General features: G+C 64.1%; 17 protein-coding genes and 2 tRNA genes. 15 read left to right on the top strand and 4 right to left on the bottom strand.

Features of this window, described 5'->3' with window-relative positions; all coding sequences use genetic code 11:
* The first annotated feature begins 29 nt into the window (after positions 1–29).
* From zwf to SARO_RS09505, 6 genes are all read left to right on the top strand, one after another.
* The gene (gene zwf, locus SARO_RS09480; protein WP_011445543.1) at positions 30–1,478 is read left to right on the top strand and encodes a glucose-6-phosphate dehydrogenase; all 1,449 of its coding nucleotides are present in this window, start codon (positions 30–32) and stop codon (positions 1,476–1,478) included.
* Positions 1,471–2,097, top strand: coding sequence for a 6-phosphogluconolactonase (locus SARO_RS09485; protein WP_011445544.1), 627 nt, complete (start codon positions 1,471–1,473; stop codon positions 2,095–2,097). The genes zwf and SARO_RS09485 overlap by 8 nt, the downstream gene beginning before the upstream one ends.
* Positions 2,097–3,917 (top strand): phosphogluconate dehydratase, encoded by a 1,821-nt coding sequence (gene edd / locus SARO_RS09490; RefSeq protein ID WP_011445545.1) that lies wholly within the window; start codon positions 2,097–2,099, stop codon positions 3,915–3,917. Before SARO_RS09485 ends, edd begins: the two co-directional genes overlap by 1 nt.
* Positions 3,918–3,961: 44 nt before the next feature.
* A complete protein-coding gene (locus tag SARO_RS09495) occupies positions 3,962–4,930 on the top strand; it encodes a glucokinase (RefSeq protein WP_011445546.1) in 969 nt (322 codons plus the stop codon).
* A gap of 122 nt (positions 4,931–5,052) precedes the next feature.
* Positions 5,053–5,835: an enoyl-CoA hydratase-related protein gene (locus tag SARO_RS09500; protein WP_011445547.1), complete on the top strand. Its 783-nt coding sequence runs from the start codon at positions 5,053–5,055 to the stop codon at positions 5,833–5,835.
* A gap of 38 nt (positions 5,836–5,873) precedes the next feature.
* On the top strand, positions 5,874–6,323 hold the full coding sequence (locus SARO_RS09505; protein ID WP_011445548.1) for a DUF488 domain-containing protein: 450 nt from the start codon (positions 5,874–5,876) through the stop codon (positions 6,321–6,323).
* Here the strand turns inward: SARO_RS09505 and aroB are convergent, their stop codons facing one another.
* Positions 6,324–7,433 carry a 3-dehydroquinate synthase gene (aroB, locus tag SARO_RS09510; protein WP_011445549.1) on the bottom strand — a complete coding sequence of 370 codons (1,110 nt, stop codon included), beginning with the start codon at positions 7,431–7,433 and terminating at the stop codon, positions 6,324–6,326. It abuts the gene before it with no gap.
* Complete coding sequence (locus tag SARO_RS09515; protein ID WP_041550271.1) at positions 7,424–8,005, bottom strand: shikimate kinase; 582 nt, start codon at positions 8,003–8,005, stop codon at positions 7,424–7,426. The genes aroB and SARO_RS09515 overlap by 10 nt, the downstream gene beginning before the upstream one ends.
* Positions 8,006–8,100: 95 nt before the next feature.
* Between SARO_RS09515 and SARO_RS21590 the strand changes: the two genes are divergently transcribed.
* From SARO_RS21590 to SARO_RS09535, 5 genes are all read left to right on the top strand, one after another.
* On the top strand, positions 8,101–8,229 hold the full coding sequence (locus tag SARO_RS21590; RefSeq protein WP_256325470.1) for a hypothetical protein: 129 nt from the start codon (positions 8,101–8,103) through the stop codon (positions 8,227–8,229).
* Positions 8,226–10,118, top strand: a complete 1,893-nt coding sequence (locus SARO_RS09520; RefSeq protein ID WP_011445551.1) for a hypothetical protein — start codon at positions 8,226–8,228, stop codon at positions 10,116–10,118. Before SARO_RS21590 ends, SARO_RS09520 begins: the two co-directional genes overlap by 4 nt.
* Before the next feature lie 3 nt (positions 10,119–10,121).
* Complete coding sequence (locus tag SARO_RS09525; protein WP_011445552.1) at positions 10,122–11,003, top strand: tyrosine recombinase; 882 nt, start codon at positions 10,122–10,124, stop codon at positions 11,001–11,003.
* Positions 11,004–11,035: 32 nt separating this feature from the next.
* The gene (locus SARO_RS09530; protein WP_041550272.1) at positions 11,036–11,980 is read left to right on the top strand and encodes an acetyl-CoA carboxylase carboxyltransferase subunit alpha; all 945 of its coding nucleotides are present in this window, start codon (positions 11,036–11,038) and stop codon (positions 11,978–11,980) included.
* 118 nt (positions 11,981–12,098) lie between these two features.
* Positions 12,099–13,580 carry a M48 family metalloprotease gene (locus SARO_RS09535; RefSeq protein WP_011445554.1) on the top strand — a complete coding sequence of 494 codons (1,482 nt, stop codon included), beginning with the start codon at positions 12,099–12,101 and terminating at the stop codon, positions 13,578–13,580.
* Between the two features lie 114 nt (positions 13,581–13,694).
* On the opposite strand, the gene SARO_RS09540 is transcribed toward SARO_RS09535, so the two are convergent.
* Positions 13,695–13,874, bottom strand: coding sequence for a Flp family type IVb pilin (locus SARO_RS09540; protein ID WP_011445555.1), 180 nt, complete (start codon positions 13,872–13,874; stop codon positions 13,695–13,697).
* A gap of 98 nt (positions 13,875–13,972) precedes the next feature.
* Entirely contained in the window at positions 13,973–14,155 is a 183-nt protein-coding gene (locus SARO_RS09545; protein ID WP_143004884.1) for a Flp family type IVb pilin, read from the bottom strand.
* Positions 14,156–14,228: 73 nt separating this feature from the next.
* Between SARO_RS09545 and SARO_RS09550 the strand changes: the two genes are divergently transcribed.
* From SARO_RS09550 to pdhA, 4 genes are all read left to right on the top strand, one after another.
* Positions 14,229–14,678 carry a (deoxy)nucleoside triphosphate pyrophosphohydrolase gene (locus SARO_RS09550; RefSeq protein WP_011445557.1) on the top strand — a complete coding sequence of 150 codons (450 nt, stop codon included), beginning with the start codon at positions 14,229–14,231 and terminating at the stop codon, positions 14,676–14,678.
* A 14-nt stretch (positions 14,679–14,692) separates the two neighbouring features.
* Positions 14,693–14,769 (top strand) — tRNA-Arg (locus tag SARO_RS09555).
* A gap of 62 nt (positions 14,770–14,831) precedes the next feature.
* Positions 14,832–14,908 (top strand) — tRNA-Arg (locus SARO_RS09560).
* A gap of 237 nt (positions 14,909–15,145) precedes the next feature.
* A complete protein-coding gene (gene pdhA / locus SARO_RS09565; RefSeq protein ID WP_011445558.1) occupies positions 15,146–16,291 on the top strand; it encodes a pyruvate dehydrogenase (acetyl-transferring) E1 component subunit alpha in 1,146 nt (381 codons plus the stop codon).

Below are 16,291 nucleotides of genomic sequence, written 5' to 3' on the forward strand. Positions count from 1 at the left end.
ACCGCAACGCCAAGGGGAGATATGCGTCGATGATCGAGTCCAGCTGTTCCGCACTGCTGCTGTTCGGCGCGACCGGCGACCTTTCCCGCCGGATGCTTCTGCCTTCGCTCTACGCCCTTCACGAAGACGGCCTGATCCGGCCGGACCTGCGCATCGTGGGCACGGCCCGGTCCGAGCATGACGACGCCGAGTTCCGCGAATTCGCCCGCGAGGCGCTTGCCGAATTCCTGCCCGAGGACCGGCGGGACGAGGAAAAGCTCGCGAGTTTCCTCGAACGGCTCGAATACCAGACCCTCGATGCCTCGAATGTCGATGGCTTCGGCGAACTGGCCCGCAAGCTGGGCGACACCTCGTGCGGCCTCTCGATTTTCCTGTCCACCGCGCCGTTCCTGTTCGAACCGACGATCGAAGGCCTGCGCCGGGCGGGCTTGGCCCATGAGAACGTGCGGATCGGCCTTGAAAAGCCGCTCGGGAACGACCTTGCATCGTCCACCCGTATCAACGATGCGGTTGCCGCCGCCTTTGCCGAGGAACAGATCTTCCGGATCGACCATTACCTTGGCAAGGAAACGGTCCAGAACCTCATGGCACTGCGCTTTGCCAACATGATGTTCGAGCCGTTGTGGAACGCAGGCGGTATCGACCATGTGCAGATCACGGTTAGCGAGACGGTCGGCCTCGAAGGGCGCAAGGGCTTCTACGACGACACCGGCGCACTGCGCGACATGGTGCAGAACCACATGCTCCAGTTGCTCGCCCTGACCGCAATGGAGCCGCCGGCAAGCCTCGACGCCACGTCGATCCGCGACGAAAAGGTCAAGGTCCTGCGCGCGCTTCGCCCGGTCAAGGCGGAGGAAATGGTGCGGGGCCAGTACCGCGCCGGGGCGGTGAAGGGCACGTCGGTCACCGGATACCAGGAAGACCTTGGCGAAGTGTCCGACACGGAGACCTTCGTGGCGATCAAGGCCCATGTCGACAACTGGCGTTGGACCGGCGTGCCGTTCTACCTGCGCACCGGCAAGCGACTTGGCGAGCGGCGCAGCGAGATCGTGGTCGAGTTCAAGCCTGTTCCGCACAACCTCTTTGCCGAGCGCGGGGGAAGGCTTCGCCCCAACCGCCTCGTCATCCGCCTCCAGCCCGAGGAATATGTGCGGCTGCAGGTGATGGCGAAGGAGCCGGGGCTCGACCGTGGCGGTATTGTGCTGCGCGACGTCAATCTCGACCTTTCGTTGACCGCAGCCTTCGCCAAGGCGCGCCGCCGCATTGCCTACGAACGCCTGCTGCTCGACCTGATCGAGGGCGAACAGACCTTGTTCGTCCGGCGAGACGAAGTGGAAGCGCAGTGGAAGTGGGTCGACGCCATCCGCAAGGTCTGGGCCGACACCGACATGGAAGCCAAGCCCTATGCCGCAGGAAGCTGGGGGCCGAACGCAGGCATCGCCCTTACCGAGCGGGACGGGAGAAGCTGGAATGACTGAGCCGCAACCGGCGACAGTCTCGTGGGCCCAGCCAGGCAATGCGACTGCGGTTGCCGATCATATCGCGCGGGTCGTGAATGCACCGGGGCGGAAGAGGATCGCATTCACAGGCGGTTCGACGCCGATCAAGGTTCTGTCCCTGCTGAAGGATAGACCGCTCGACTGGTCTTCGGTGACTATTGCGCTGACCGACGACCGGTGCGTGCCGGACGACCATCCGGCCAGCAATTTCGGGAAGATCCACGCCGCGCTCGGCGCGTCCGGCGCACGGTTCGAGCGCCTTGAGGAAGGCGCACAGGTAGAGCCGTTCGACCTCGTCTGGCTCGGCATGGGAGAGGACGGACACGTCGCCTCGCTGTTTCCCCACATGCAGGCGGTGGTGCGTCCGGGACCGACGGTGATCGCGACGACGCCGATCCCGCTTCCGCCGGAAGCACCATTCGACAGGCTGACCCTGAACCGCAAGGCGCTCAAGGCGAGCCGGGAGATAATCCTCGTGGTCACCGGCGCTTCCAAGAAGGCGCTGCTTGAGCGCGTCATTGCCGGCGACGATGGCTATCCCGTCGCCGATTTCCTGCGTGGCTATGGCCCGCCGGTCACGATCTACTGGAGCGAATGATGGCGATGAACCCAACTGTCGAGCGCGTCACCCAGCGCATCATCGAGCGTTCGCGCAGCACCCGCGCCGCATATCTCGATCTTGTGGAACGTTCGCGCGACCAGGGGCTCAACCGGCCCAGGCTTTCGTGCGGCAACCTGGCCCACGGCTTTGCCGCATCGGGCGAGGACAAGCCGGCGATCAAGTCGGGCAAGGCGATGAACATCGGCATCGTCACTGCCTACAACGATATGCTTTCGGCGCATCAGCCGTATGGCCGCTATCCCGAGCAGATCAAGATATTCGCCCGGGAAGTGGGCGCGACGGCGCAGGTTGCAGGCGGCGTTCCAGCGATGTGCGATGGCGTCACGCAGGGCCAGGATTCGATGGAGCTGTCGCTCTTCAGCCGCGACGTGATCGCAATGGCGACGACAGTCGGGCTAAGCCACGCCATGTTCGAAGGCGCGCTCCTGCTCGGAATCTGCGACAAGATCGTGCCCGGGCTGCTGATCGGCAGCCTGCGCTTTGGCCACCTGCCGACCATTCTCGTGCCGGCGGGCCCCATGCCGACAGGCCTTCCCAACAAGGAGAAGGTCCGTATCCGCCAGCTATATGCAGAGGGCAAGGTCGGTCGCGACGAACTGCTCGAAAGCGAGAGCGCCAGCTATCACTCCGCCGGCACGTGCACCTTCTATGGCACGGCCAACTCCAACCAGATGATGATGGAGATGATGGGGCTGCACATGCCCGGCTCCAGCTTCGTCCTGCCCGGCACGAAGATCCGTCAGGAACTGACGCGGGCGGCGACGCATCGCATCGCCCAGATTGGTTGGGATGGCGACGATTATCGTCCTCTCGGCAGGTGCGTCGACGAGAAGGCCATCGTCAATGCGATCGTCGGCCTGCTGGCAACAGGTGGCTCGACCAACCACGTGATCCACCTGCCGGCCATCGCGCGGGCCGCCGGCATCCAGATAGACTGGAACGACATGGACGACCTGTCGCGCGTCGTCCCGCTTATCGCCAGCGTCTATCCCAATGGCGCGGGCGACGTGAACTACTTCGCAGCGGCGGGCGGCATGCCCTATGTGATCCGCGAGCTGATCGGGTCCGGCCTTGCCCATCCGGATATCCTGACGGTCTACGGCCAGTCGCTGGAGGAAGGCGCCCAGCAGCCTGTCATGGAAGGCGACAACCTGCGCTGGGATCCGGCGCCCGAGGTTTCGGGAGACGACAGCATGCTGCGCCCTGTTTCGGCGCCGTTCCAGCCCGAAGGCGGCTTCAGGTTGCTGAAAGGCAACCTCGGCCGGGGTACGATCAAGGTCAGCGCGGTCGATCCCTCACGCTGGACGATCGAGGCGCCTTGCCGGGTGTTCGAGGACCAAAATGCCGTGCTCGACGCGTTCAAGGCCGGCGAACTGGAGCGTGACGTCATCGTTGTCGTACGCTTCCAGGGGCCTGCCGCAAACGGCATGCCCGAACTGCACAAGCTGACCCCGCCGCTTGGCGTCCTGCAGGATCGCGGGTTCAAGGTCGCGCTCGTCACCGATGGCCGTATGTCGGGCGCTTCGGGCAAGGTGCCTGCCGCAATCCATGTCTCGCCCGAAGCCAAGCTCGGTGGCCCGCTGGCAAGGCTGCGCGACGGCGACGTGGTGCGGGTATGCGCCAACAGCGGCGAGCTTGTCGCGGTCGTGCCCGCCGAGGAGTGGAGCGCGCGCGAGGAAGCAGTTGCCCCGGCTAGTGCTCCCGGCGTAGGCCGCGAACTCTTCGCGCTCATGCGGCAGCATTCCGATCCCGCCGAGCGCGGCGGATCGGCGATGCTCGCGGCGGCGGGGCTCTGAAGGATATATCCATCCGGCTGACAGAGGCCGATCTGGGGGACAGGATGCAGGTAGTTGCCGTCGATATTGGCGGAACCCACGCCCGCTTCGCGATTGCCGAAGTCGCGGAAGGCCGCGTGGTCTCGCTTGGCGAGGCCGTTACGCTCAAGACGGCGGAGCATGGCTCGTTCCAGCTTGCCTGGGAGGATTTCGAGCGCGTTCGTGGAGAGCCATTGCCCAAGGCCGCGGCTATTGCCGTCGCCGGGCCTGTCGGCGGCGAGATCATCAAGTTCACGAACAATCCGTGGATCATCCGCCCGGCGTTGATCCCGGAGAAGCTGGGGGCGGAGCAATATGTCGTCGTCAACGACTTCGCCGCCGTGGCCCATGCTGTCGCGCAGGCGGACCAGAGCCACTTTCTACACCTGAGCGGCCCGGACGAACCGCTGCCCGCCAGCGGCGTGACCAGCGTGGTCGGACCAGGGACAGGGCTCGGCGTGGCGCAGTTGTGGCGTGACGGGAACAACTACCGGGTCCAGCCCACCGAAGGCGGGCACATCGACTTCGCGCCGCTAGATTCGATCGAGGACGCGATCCTTGCCGGTCTGCGCAAGCGCCACCGCCGCGTTTCGGCGGAACGCGTCGTGGCCGGGCCGGGCATCGTCGATATCTACGAGGCGCTTGCTCTGATCGAAGGACGACCGTTTACACCCCGGTCTGACCGCGAGTTGTGGGAACTCGGGACTTCCGGAGCGGACAGCCTTGCCGCCGCTGCAGTAGACAGGTTCTGCCTCTCGCTCGGCAGCGTGGCAGGCGATCTTGCCCTGGCTCACGGCGCCAACGGCGTCGTCATGGCCGGCGGGCTTGGCCTGCGGATCAAGGACACGCTGGTTCGGTCTGGCTTCTCGGACAGGTTCAGGGCAAAAGGGCGGTTCGAGGCCCTCATGGCGGCCATTCCGGTCAAGCTGATCACGCATCCGCAGCCCGGCCTGTTCGGTGCGGCAGCGGCCTTTGCGCAAGCGCATACGTCGTGAACCTCGCGGGTCGGCCCGCCTAGCACTTTAATCGTGCAATTAAATTTTGGTGGATTCGCTCCGCCAAGACGGTATTGCTGTGCGCGAAGTGCGAAGGCGGTTGGCCAAGGAGAGGTTGCCAGATGGATTACGAAACCATTCTCGTCGAGCGGGTCGGCGATGTCCTGAAGATCACGCTGAACCGCCCCGAGCGCCTGAATGCATGCCCGCCGAACATGGCGCTTGAACTGGCTAATGCGGTCAACGACCTTGACGGCGCGCGGGCCGTGCTGATCACGGGCCAGGGGCGGGCGTTCTGTTCGGGAGCCGATCTGGCGGCGCGTGGGGAGCGCTCCATTGCGGGCGGGCGAGGGGCCTATACCGCGCTGACGCAGGCCTACAACCCGCTCATGCTCGCTCTTTCGCGGTTGCCTGTGCCGGTTGTCACAGCGGTCAACGGTCCGGCCGCGGGCGTTGGGTGCTCGATTGCGCTGGCAGCCGACTTTGTCGTCGCGGCGCGTAGTGCCTACTTCCTCCAGGCATTCGTGAACATCGGCCTCGTGCCGGATGGTGGCGCTTCGTGGATGCTGACGCGCCTGGTCGGCAAGGCCCGCGCGACCGAGATGATGATGCTTGGCGAGAAGATCGGAGCCGAGAAGGCTGAAAACTGGGGCCTGATCTACAAGGCCGTCGACGATGCGGCGCTGATGGACGAGGCCATGGCCTTGGCCAGTCGTCTCGCTGCCGGCCCGACAGTCGCGCTTGGAACGATGCGGCAGAACCTCGCGAAGGCGCTGGAGGTCGACTATGCCAGCGCGCTTCTGGTCGAGGCAGAAGGGCAGTGGGCTGCTGGCGACAGTGCCGATGCGGCTGAGGGCGGCAAGGCATTCCTCGAAAAGCGCAAGGCGGCGTTCACAGGAAAGTAGGCGGTTGATATCTGGGCGGTCAGGCCCACCTTGAGGCCATGACCGCCCGCACCATCTGGACCATAGGCTACGAGCAGGCGACCGTTCCTGCCGTCATGGGCGCGCTGCGCAAGGCTGGAGTCGAGGTTCTGGCGGACGTGCGGGCGTTGCCGCTGTCCCGCAGGCCGGGCTTCTCCAAATCAGCCCTCGCGGCAAATGCCCGCGAGGCGGGTATCGATTACGTCCACTTCAAGGCGCTCGGTACACCGGCCGAAGGCCGCGCGGCAGCACGGCGCAACGACCACGAAACGCTCGAAAGAATCTACGAAGGCCAGCTCGAACTGCCCGAAGCGATTGTTGCGGGTGCGCAGCTTGCGGAACTTGCCGCCAATCGCCGCGTCGCCCTGCTGTGCTATGAACGCGAGGCGCACGGTTGCCACCGCACGCTCCTGCGCAAGGCGGTCCTGCCGGGCTTCAAAGTGGTCGACCTTCTGCCCGAAGACACATGATCAGGTTCTGGCGAGTTCCTCGTCGAGGAAAGCGGCCACTTCCGTCAGATCGACGTCCTTTGCCAGGAAGGTCTGCCCGATCCCGCGCATGAGAAGGAAGGGCAATGTGCCCGCGTCCATCTTCTTGTCGTGAAGCATGTGATCGGCAAGGCGGCGGCCGTCGCAGGAAAGCCCAAGCTCGCGGAGCGTGGCAGGCAGGCCCACCGCTTCGACATGGCGAGCCACGCGTTCGGCATCCTGCCTCGACATCAGCCCCTGCCGCGCCGAGAATCGTGCCGCCAGCACCATCCCCAGCGCCACGCCTTCGCCATGGTGCAGGCGATCGGTAAAGCCGGTCTCGGCCTCGAGCGCGTGCCCGAAAGTGTGCCCGAGATTGAGTAGCGCACGGATGCCGGCGATTTCCTTCTCGTCCGCCGCCACGATCCGCGCCTTTGCCGCGACGCTGTGTGCGATGGCCGTCTCGCGCGCTGCCAGGTCGCCTGCGAGGAGCTTTGCGCCGTTCGCCTCACACCACTCGAAGAAGGGCGCATCGTCGATCAGGCCATATTTCACCACTTCGGCGTACCCGGCCCGCACATCGCGCAGCGGCAGCGTGTCGAGCGCGAGCGGATCGGCGAGGACCAGCGCAGGCTGGTGAAACGCGCCGACGAGGTTCTTGCCAGCGGGCGTGTTGATCGCGGTCTTTCCGCCGACGCTGGAATCGACCTGCGCCAGGAGGGTCGTCGGGATCTGGATGAAACCGCAGCCACGCTTGACGATCGAGGCGGCAAACCCGGTGAGATCGCCGATCACGCCTCCGCCGAGCGCGACAATACGGTCCTTGCGCTCGACTTCCTGTTCCAGCAGCCAGTCGACCAGGCGGGCGAGGTGTTCCCAGCTCTTGGTGCTCTCGCCAGCGGGGAGAACGAGCCATTCGCTGCGCACGCCGACGCTGTCGAACGAGGCAGTGACGGTTTCCCGCCACTCTGCGGCGACGTGCTCGTCGGTGACGATAGCCACGCGGTCCTTGCGCAGAAAGGGGCGGCAATGTTCGCCCGCACGGGCCAGAACGCCGGCCTCGATCCGCACTTCATAGGGCGCTCCGGCGATGGCGACGGGGATTACAGCCATTGATCGATTGCCCTCAATATCTTGCTTGCCGTGACTTGGTGCGGTTGCGCCCCGCTGGTCATGTGGATCGGCGCTTGCGCATAGAACGGCTCGCGCTCGTCCTTCAGGCGGGTAAGGATCTCGCGCGGATTGCCCGTTTTCAGCAAGGGACGGTTGTCCTTGCGGCCCACCCGCTCGACCAGGGTATCGACGTCGCTGTCCAGCCAGACGGCAATGCCACGCTCGAGGATCAGGGCGCGGGTTGCGGGGTCGCAGAACGCGCCGCCGCCGGTTGAAAGGACCTTCCGGTCCGTGTTGCGGCCCGTGCCCATGAGCCGCGCGATCACCCGTCGCTCTCCGTCGCGGAAATACGGCTCGCCATAGGTGGCGAAGATTTCGGGGATGGGCATGTGCGCGGCACGCTCGATCTCTTCGTCGGCATCGACGAACGGAACGTGAAGCAGTGAGGCAAGCTTGCGGCCCACCGTGGTCTTGCCCACGCCCATCATGCCGACAAGGACCAGCGGACGGCCGATCCTTCGCCCGATGCGGTCGATTTCCGACGAACTGAGAAGGGCCGCATCATGTTCCATTGCCGCGCCGCCTATACTTGCGCTAGTGCCCGTTGCAAGTATCGCCTGAGGTATTGCTGATGGGGGCATCGCCCCCGGGAACCGGATGCGCGCGAATGAAGAAGCTTGCCGTGGCCGGCGCACTCCTGCTGGTTGCTATTCTCTTGTTGGCATGGATGAAGGGTGGGACGCAGCCGATGCGCTGGATCGAACAACCGGTCGGTAACGGAAGCCCCAGCCAATGAAGCTGCGCATTCCGCTCCTTTCGGGTGCAGCAGCTCTGGTCGTGGTGTCGGGCACGCTGCTTGCCCAGGAATCGCTCCTTCCGCCGGGTTTCGACAGTCCCGCCACGCCTGCCCGGCCTGCGCAGCAGCGCTCCACGGCGCCCGCCGCCCCGCGACTTGCCACGCCTGCAGCACGGCCCAGCGCGGCGTCGGCTCCTTCTTCGCCGGCCGCCACTTCGAGCCCGGTCGTACAGCCGATCCCGGTCTCTTCAGCTCCGCCTCCGGTCCAGTCCCCGCTAGGGGTAAGCGATCAGGCCCTGCTGGATTCGCTCGATCCGGCGCTTCTTGCCAAACTGATCGAATCCGCCCGCCCGAAGTACGACATCCCTCCCTCCGGGCAGCGCAGCCTCGATATCGTCGGTGTCATCGACGCAAGCGACGGCGGCCTGCCCGCCGGCTCGACGCATTATCTCAACGGCCCGTTCGTGGAAGGTGTCATCAACAAGATGCACGGGCGGTTCGTTTCGCGCTGGGGGCACATCCTTGCGCGGCGTGCAGTTGCCAGCAGGCTTGCCACGCCCGTTGGAATGAATGGCGCCGACTGGGCGGCAATCCGGGCCCAGCTCTTGCTGCGCATGGGCGAGGCTGACGTTGCGCGCGCGATGGTGCAATCCGTGGACAGCGGCAATTTCACCCGCAGTCTCGAAGACGCCGCGATGGCAAGCTTCCTTGCCACCGCCGATCCCGTCGGCTTGTGTCCGATTACCGCCCTTACCGCTGCTAGCCGCCCCGGGTGGGACTGGGACCTTGTTCGCGCCATCTGTTCGGCATTCACAGACGAAGGCTCCCCGGCGATGGCGCAGCTTGATCGCGCGATGCGGCGCGGCGCCGGCAGCAAGATCGACATTCTCCTTGCCCAGAAGTTCGCTGGTGCGGCCACCAATGCTCGGCGAGCGGTCAAGATCGAATGGGACGACGTCGAAGCGCTGACGCCCTGGAGCATCGGCATGTCCTTCGCGACCGGGCTTGAGCCTCCGGAAGCGCTGAGGGCCAAGGCCGGAATCGGCTATGTGCTGCTTGCCGCCCGCGCCCCGATGCTGCCCATTTCGTCCCGCGCAGCGGGAGCCGACGAAGCCGCGGCCCGAGGCGTGATGTCGAGCGAGGCGATGATCGACCTCTATTCGCAGATCTACGCCCTGCGCGAGGATGACGGCGGCAGTTCACAAGCCGACGAATGGAGCCGCCGCGCCGAAACGCTGCGGACGGCCTACGTCGCGGAGGCAGCATCAGACCGGCTCGATGCGATCCGCTCGTTGTGGGGGGACAGCAGCGACCCGAACAAGGCTTATGCAGGACTTGTGCTCACTTCGCATGCTGCAGCCCGCATTGCGCCCGAAGAGGGGCTTTCCGACAGTGCCGAAGCACTGATCGCGGCAATGCTTGCAGCCGGATTGGATCGCAATGCCCTGAAATGGGCGCCGTACCTTCCGGTTGGAAGCGAAGGGTGGGGACTTCTGGTCCTCGCCAATCCGGGCCGGACAAATCGCGTTGGCACCGAAGGCCTCGATGCATTCGCCGGCGAGGACGATTCCGAGGGTACGTTGCGCAGCCGTTTTCTCGTGGCAGGGCTTATGGGACTGGAGCGGGTCGACGATGCCGCTGCCCGCGATTTCGCAAAAAAGCTTGGTGTCGATTTCAACCGACAGACGCGATGGACCCGCGCCATCGAAAGTGCGGCATCGTCGAACAATCCGGCACTCGTGGCGTTGCTCGCAGCATTCGGCATGCAGGGAGATCGCTGGGACAAGATGACCCCGCTGCACCTATATCACATCGTGTCCGCGCTCCATCGCGTCGGTCTCGACGGAGAGGCGAGAATGATCGCGGCCGAAGCGGTCGCCCGCGTCTGAACTGTGCGTCGCACGGTCGAACCCGCCGTCGAGAACTTCCTGGCGATGCTGGCGGCGCAACGCGGCGCGGCGGCCAATACGCTCGCGGCATACCGGCGCGACCTGGCGGGCGCAGCCGAGGTGATCGGACCGTTGGCAACGGCAGGAAGGGAGGACCTCGCACGCCTTGCGATCGCTTGGTCCGATCTTGCGGCTTCGTCGCTGGCCCGCAAGTCTTCGGCGTTACGCCAGTTCTACGGCTTTCTCGTCGACGAAGGGATGCGCGAGGAAGACCCATCGTCGGCGCTTCCACGCCCCAAGACGCGGCGCCCCCTGCCGCGTCTGCTCGACCATGGGCAAGTTGAGGCGCTTTTTCGCACCGCCGAGGAAGATGCACGGTCAGGTACGCCTGAAGCAGCCCGGATGCTTGCCTTGCTCGAATTGCTGTACGGATCCGGCCTGCGCGCGACCGAGCTTGTCTCGCTTCCGCTTGCGGCGATTCCACGCGACGCACCGCTCCTGACGATCACCGGCAAGGGCGGTGTGCAGCGCATGGTGCCCGTTTCGGCACGGGCGACGCGCGCTCTTGCCGATTGGCTCGTCGCGAGAGGGAAGGGCGGACGCTTCGTGTTCCCCAGTCCGCGTGGGGGACATCTTTCGCGGGTGAGGCTATTCCAGTTGCTCCGTGACCTTGCCCTTCGCGCAGGACTGGATCCCGAGAAAGTCAGCCCGCACGTTCTGCGGCACGCCTTTGCCACCCACCTTCTTGAAGGCGGCGCAGATCTGCGCGTCCTCCAGACGCTACTCGGCCATGCCGATATCGCAACGACCCAGATCTATACCCACGTCGACGCCGCGAGGCTGGTCACGCTGGTGAACGAGCGCCACCCGCTTGCCCGCAGTTGACCAAACCCGCGACCGCGCCTAGCGGAATGCCCATGATTTCCTATCTCGAGTTCGAAAAGCCGGTTGCCGCGCTCGAAGCCCGCATCGCCGAACTGCGCGAGACCGCGCAGAACGGCGATATCGATATTGCCTCCGAGATTCGCAGGCTCGAAAACAAGTCCGCAGAACTGCTGGCCAGCACCTACAAGGCGCTGACGCCCTGGCAGAAGACGCAAGTCGCAAGGCACCCCGCGCGTCCTCACTTCAAGGACTATGTGGACGCAATCTTCTCGGATTTCATGCCTTTGGGCGGCGATCGTCTTTATGGCGAGGATCAGGCCATCGTCGGCGGGTTCGCCCGGCTCGGAACGCGGCGGGTCATGTTGATCGGTCACGAGAAGGGCAACGACACCCAAAGCCGCATTCGCCACAATTTCGGCATGGGCAAGCCAGAAGGCTACCGCAAGGCGGTGCGTCTCATGGAGATGGCAAGCCGATTCGGGCTTCCTGTCGTCACCCTGGTTGACACGTCTGGCGCTTTTCCTGGCGTCGAGGCGGAGGAACGCGGACAGGCAGAAGCCATCGCTCGCTCGACCGAGGCATGTCTGGCACTGGGCGTGCCCATGGTCGCGACGATCGTAGGCGAAGGCGGGTCTGGTGGCGCTGTTGCCCTGGCCAGTGCCGAGCGCGTCCTCATGCTGGAACACGCGGTTTATTCAGTGATCTCGCCGGAGGGTTGCGCCTCGATCCTGTGGCGCACCTCGGAACGTGCTGCAGATGCTGCGGAGGCCATGAAGGTTACCGCCCAGGACCTGCTGGCTCTCGGCGTGATCGACCGCATCGTCCGCGAACCTGTCGGCGGCGCCCATCGCGATCCTGACGCGGCTTGTGCCGCGCTCGGCAACGCCATCGGTGAGGAACTGGACAACCTGGCAGGCAAGTCCGCAGACGAGCTGCGCGCATTGCGCGCGGAACGGTTCCTCCGAATCGGCGCTTGATCGCGGGCACGCACTGGCGCGCGGGAACCGGATTTGCGACAAACGGATTGATGCACCGTAACCCGATTGGGTGCGGGCTCGTAACTCGCGTCCGCATACCGAAAGCCGGAGAGACCAGATGCCATTTGCCCGCCGTTCGCGCGCCGCTTTCCTGACCGTCACCGCAATCGTCGTCGCCGCATTGCCGGCGTGTGCCAGCCAGACCGGCAGTCCCGCAACCGCGCAGGGCACGGCCCAGGCGATCAGTGCGGCTGACAGAAAGCAGGGGGCAGAAGCCCATCCGCAGCTTCTTCAGGAATTCGGCGGAGCGATGACCGGGCCGCAGGCTGCCTACGTCGAAACCGTGGGCAAGAACATCGCTGTCCAGTCCGGCCTCAGCAACGCGCGAGGCGATTTCACGGTCACCCTGCTCAATTCGCCGGTCAACAACGCCTTCGCGATTCCCGGCGGCTACGTTTACGTCACACGCCAGCTCGCAGCGTTGATGAACAACGAGGCAGAGCTTGCCGGCGTGCTCGGACACGAGGTTGGTCACGTTGCCGCAAGGCACGCAGCCAAGCGGCAAAGCACCGCAACGCGCAATTCCCTTCTCGGTGCGCTCGGCACGATCCTTTCCGGGGCGATTCTCGGGAACAGTGCGCTGGGCCAGCTCGGCCAGCAGATTTTCTCGACCGGCAGCCAGCTACTGACGCTGAAGTATTCGCGCGGGCAGGAGACCGAGGCGGACAATCTCGGCATCACCTATCTCCAGCGTGCCGGATACGATCCGCGCGCGATGTCTACCGTTCTGCAGAGCCTGGCCAACCAGAATGCACTCGACGCCAGCCTCAAGGGCACGTCGAACCAGGTTCCGGAGTGGGCCAGTACCCACCCGGATCCGGCCTCGCGCGTGCGCGCCGCGCTGACCCGGGCCGGTTCGACGCCGGGCCGCACGAATCGGGACGCCTTTCTCGCGGGGATCAACGGCGTGACCTATGGCGATGACCCTGCGCAGGGCATCGTCGATGGATCGCGCTTCACCCATCCGGGCTTCCGCATGGCATTCCAGGCGCCAAACGGGTTCTATCTGGTAAACGGCACCCGCGCTGTCTCGATCGCGGGGCAGAGCGGCAAGGGCGAACTGGCGACCGCTACCTACAGCGGCAATCTGTCGACCTACGTAAAGACGGTGTTCGCCGGCCTTTCCAGCCAGCAGCAGCTTCAGCCGGATTCGATTCAGACGACGACGGTGAATGGCATCCCGGCAGCCTTTGGCACCGCCCGCGTCAACAGCGGCAATGGTCAGGTCGACGTTGTCGTCTTCGCCTATGAATGGGGGCCGCAGCAGGCGTTCCATTTCTCAACGATCAGCCAGGCCGGGCAGTCGGGGCAGTTCGATTCGATGTTCCGTTCGATGCGGCGGATCAGCGCCAGCGAAGCGACTGCGGTCAAGCCGCGCAAGCTTTCGGTCGTGACTGTAAGGTCGGGCGACACCCTGCAGAGCCTGGCGAGCAGGATGGCCTATACCGACAAGCCGATGGAACGTTTCCTCGTGCTCAACGGGCTCACCTCGTCGAGCAGGCTGACGGCGGGGCAGAAGGTCAAGCTAGTGGTCTATTGAACTCGCGTTGGCGCGAGCTGATCCAAACCCAGTTGGTAGCAGACAAATGAAAGAGGCGGCCGCTTTGCGACCGCCTCTTGCTTGATCGACTGGATTGCCGGTCAGCTGCCGTAATTAGGCAGTCGGGCTGGCGTTATCCATTTCGGTCGAAACGTTGTTGAAGGTGGTGCTCAGCGAGGTACCCAGCGAGCTCATGGCGCCGATGGCGGCGACGGCGACGAGAGCGGCGATCAGGCCGTATTCGATTGCGGTGGCGCCTTCGTTGTTCGCGAGCAGGTTACGGAAAAGCTTCATGGTCGGTCTCCTAGAGTGTTTCTTCTCATCCCGTCTCACCCCAATTTTGTCCCCGGAGCGAGCATTCGCATTGCTACGTATCAAAGCCTAAGAAGCCGTTAATCCCCGCTTACTTTTTTCAGGGAATTTTCGTCGACGGTCACGTACAGGTTGTAGACCGCTTCCGAAAACGACTTCATGCCAAAGGTTGCGGCAAGACCAATCGAGGCGATCAGCAGGCCATATTCTATGGCGGTGGCGCCGCTTTCGTTGCGGATGATTTTGCGAAGAACGGACTTCATCGTCATTCCCAAGATTGCGGCACAATCGCTTCTATGGACAGATACCTAAGAAAAAGTTGACGGAATTTCCCGAATGGAAAAAAATTCGACAGTGATAGTGGTCGTGGCGGTTGCGCTGGTGGGACAAGGGCCAAGGGTGCTCATGCAGAAGCGTCCCGCAAACAAGGCGCATGGCGGGCTTTGGGAGTTCCCCGGCGGCAAGGTCGAGATGGGGGAAACGCCTGAATCCGCGCTTGTAAGAGAAACCGACGAGGAGCTGGGCGTGGCCCTCGAACCGGCCGATCTCGAACCACTTTCCTTTGCAACACAAGCTCTTGGTAGTGCCGGGGGCTCCATGGTCCTGCTGCTGTACCGGGCTCGCAAATGGCGCGGTGATCCAAAGGCGCTCGAACCGGACACGGAGGTGGCCTGGGTAGACTTCAGCGCGCTCCTGGACCTTCCAATGCCACCTCTGGACGTTCCTCTCGCAGCTTCTCTAATTCGTTCGATTGAAGGGGTTGCCAAAGCGGAAGGACCCTCCTAAAGGCGCGTCTCCCGGCACCCGTAGCTCAGCTGGATAGAGCATCAGACTACGAATCTGAGGGTCGGACGTTCGAATCGTTCCGGGTGCGCCACTCCCCCTTGTGGGATGGCTGGGAATTGAACGCATGCTTCATGCGCTCAACATTGTTGGTGGGCACCCGTAGCTCAGCTGGATAGAGCATCAGACTACGAATCTGAGGGTCGGACGTTCGAATCGTTCCGGGTGCGCCAACCAACAAACAAACGCCGAGAGGCCCGCCCTGTGCGGGCCTTTTTCGTTTCCGATCGGCGCCTGACTGCTGCATCCGCGAGAAGGGAACCGATTCGGTTCGCGATTCTTGCATAGGTATCCATAAAAGGTTCGCATCGACCGAACAGCGTTGCGAAGCCGTCGCGCTAGGGTATAGGCTCGGCTCGCGCGTTCCCGACGTTACGGAACCCGAGGCTGCCAGAAAAGGAAACACAGACTTGGCCAAGTCCGCCAGGCCCAGAGCCGCCAAACCCGCCGCCAAACCTGCTGCAAAATCCGCAGGCAAATCGCCCGCTTCGGCTGCGGCCGATCCGGTGATCGCTTCCTCGGTTGCCGAAGAGGCAGCCTTCGCACTACGCAGCCTCCAGCAGGCCCATGCGAACAACAAGCGTTACGACGCGAGCGATGCGGAACTGCTGAAGTTCTATGAGCAGATGGTCCTGATCCGCCGGTTCGAGGAAAAGGCGGGCCAGCTTTACGGCCTCGGCCTCATCGGCGGGTTCTGCCATCTTTACATCGGCCAGGAAGCCGTGGCAGTCGGTCTTCAGTCGGCGCTGAAGGAAGGTCACGATAGCGTGATCACCGGCTATCGCGATCACGGGCACATGCTTGCCTACGGCATCGATCCGAAGGTGATCATGGCAGAGTTGACCGGTCGCGGCGCGGGCATCTCGCGCGGCAAGGGCGGTTCGATGCACATGTTCAGCACGGACCACAAGTTCTACGGCGGTCACGGCATCGTCGGAGCGCAGGTTCCGCTCGGAGCGGGCCTTGCCTTTGCACACAAGTATCGCGGTGACGACGGCGTGTGCATGGCTTACTTCGGCGACGGCGCGGCAAACCAGGGCCAGGTCTACGAGACCTTCAACATGGCCGCCCTGTGGAAGCTGCCGATCATCTTCGTGGTCGAGAACAACGGCTACGCCATGGGAACCGCGGTCAAGCGGGGGTCGGCAGAGACCGAGTTCTATCGCCGTGGCACCGCGTTCCGCATTCCAGGCATGGACGTCAACGGCATGGACGTTCTCGAAGTGCGCCAAGCCGCCGAGGTCGCGCTCGAGTATGTTCGTGCGGGCAACGGCCCCGTGCTCATGGAACTCAACACCTACCGTTACCGCGGGCATTCGATGTCCGACCCCGCAAAGTATCGCAGTCGCGAGGAAGTGCAGGAAATGCGGGACAAGCACGATCCTATCGAAGGCGCCAAGGCAGAACTGCTGAAGCGGGGCGTGACCGAGGACAAGATCAAGGAAATCGACAAGCGCATTCGCCAGATCGTCGCGGAATCGGCCGACTTTGCCGAAACCTCGCCCGAGCCGGACATGGCCGAGCTCTACACTGACGTGCTGGTGGAGAAGTACTGA

Origin of the sequence: Novosphingobium aromaticivorans DSM 12444 (genome assembly GCF_000013325.1) — a bacterium.
Taxonomy (GTDB): domain Bacteria; phylum Pseudomonadota; class Alphaproteobacteria; order Sphingomonadales; family Sphingomonadaceae; genus Novosphingobium; species Novosphingobium aromaticivorans.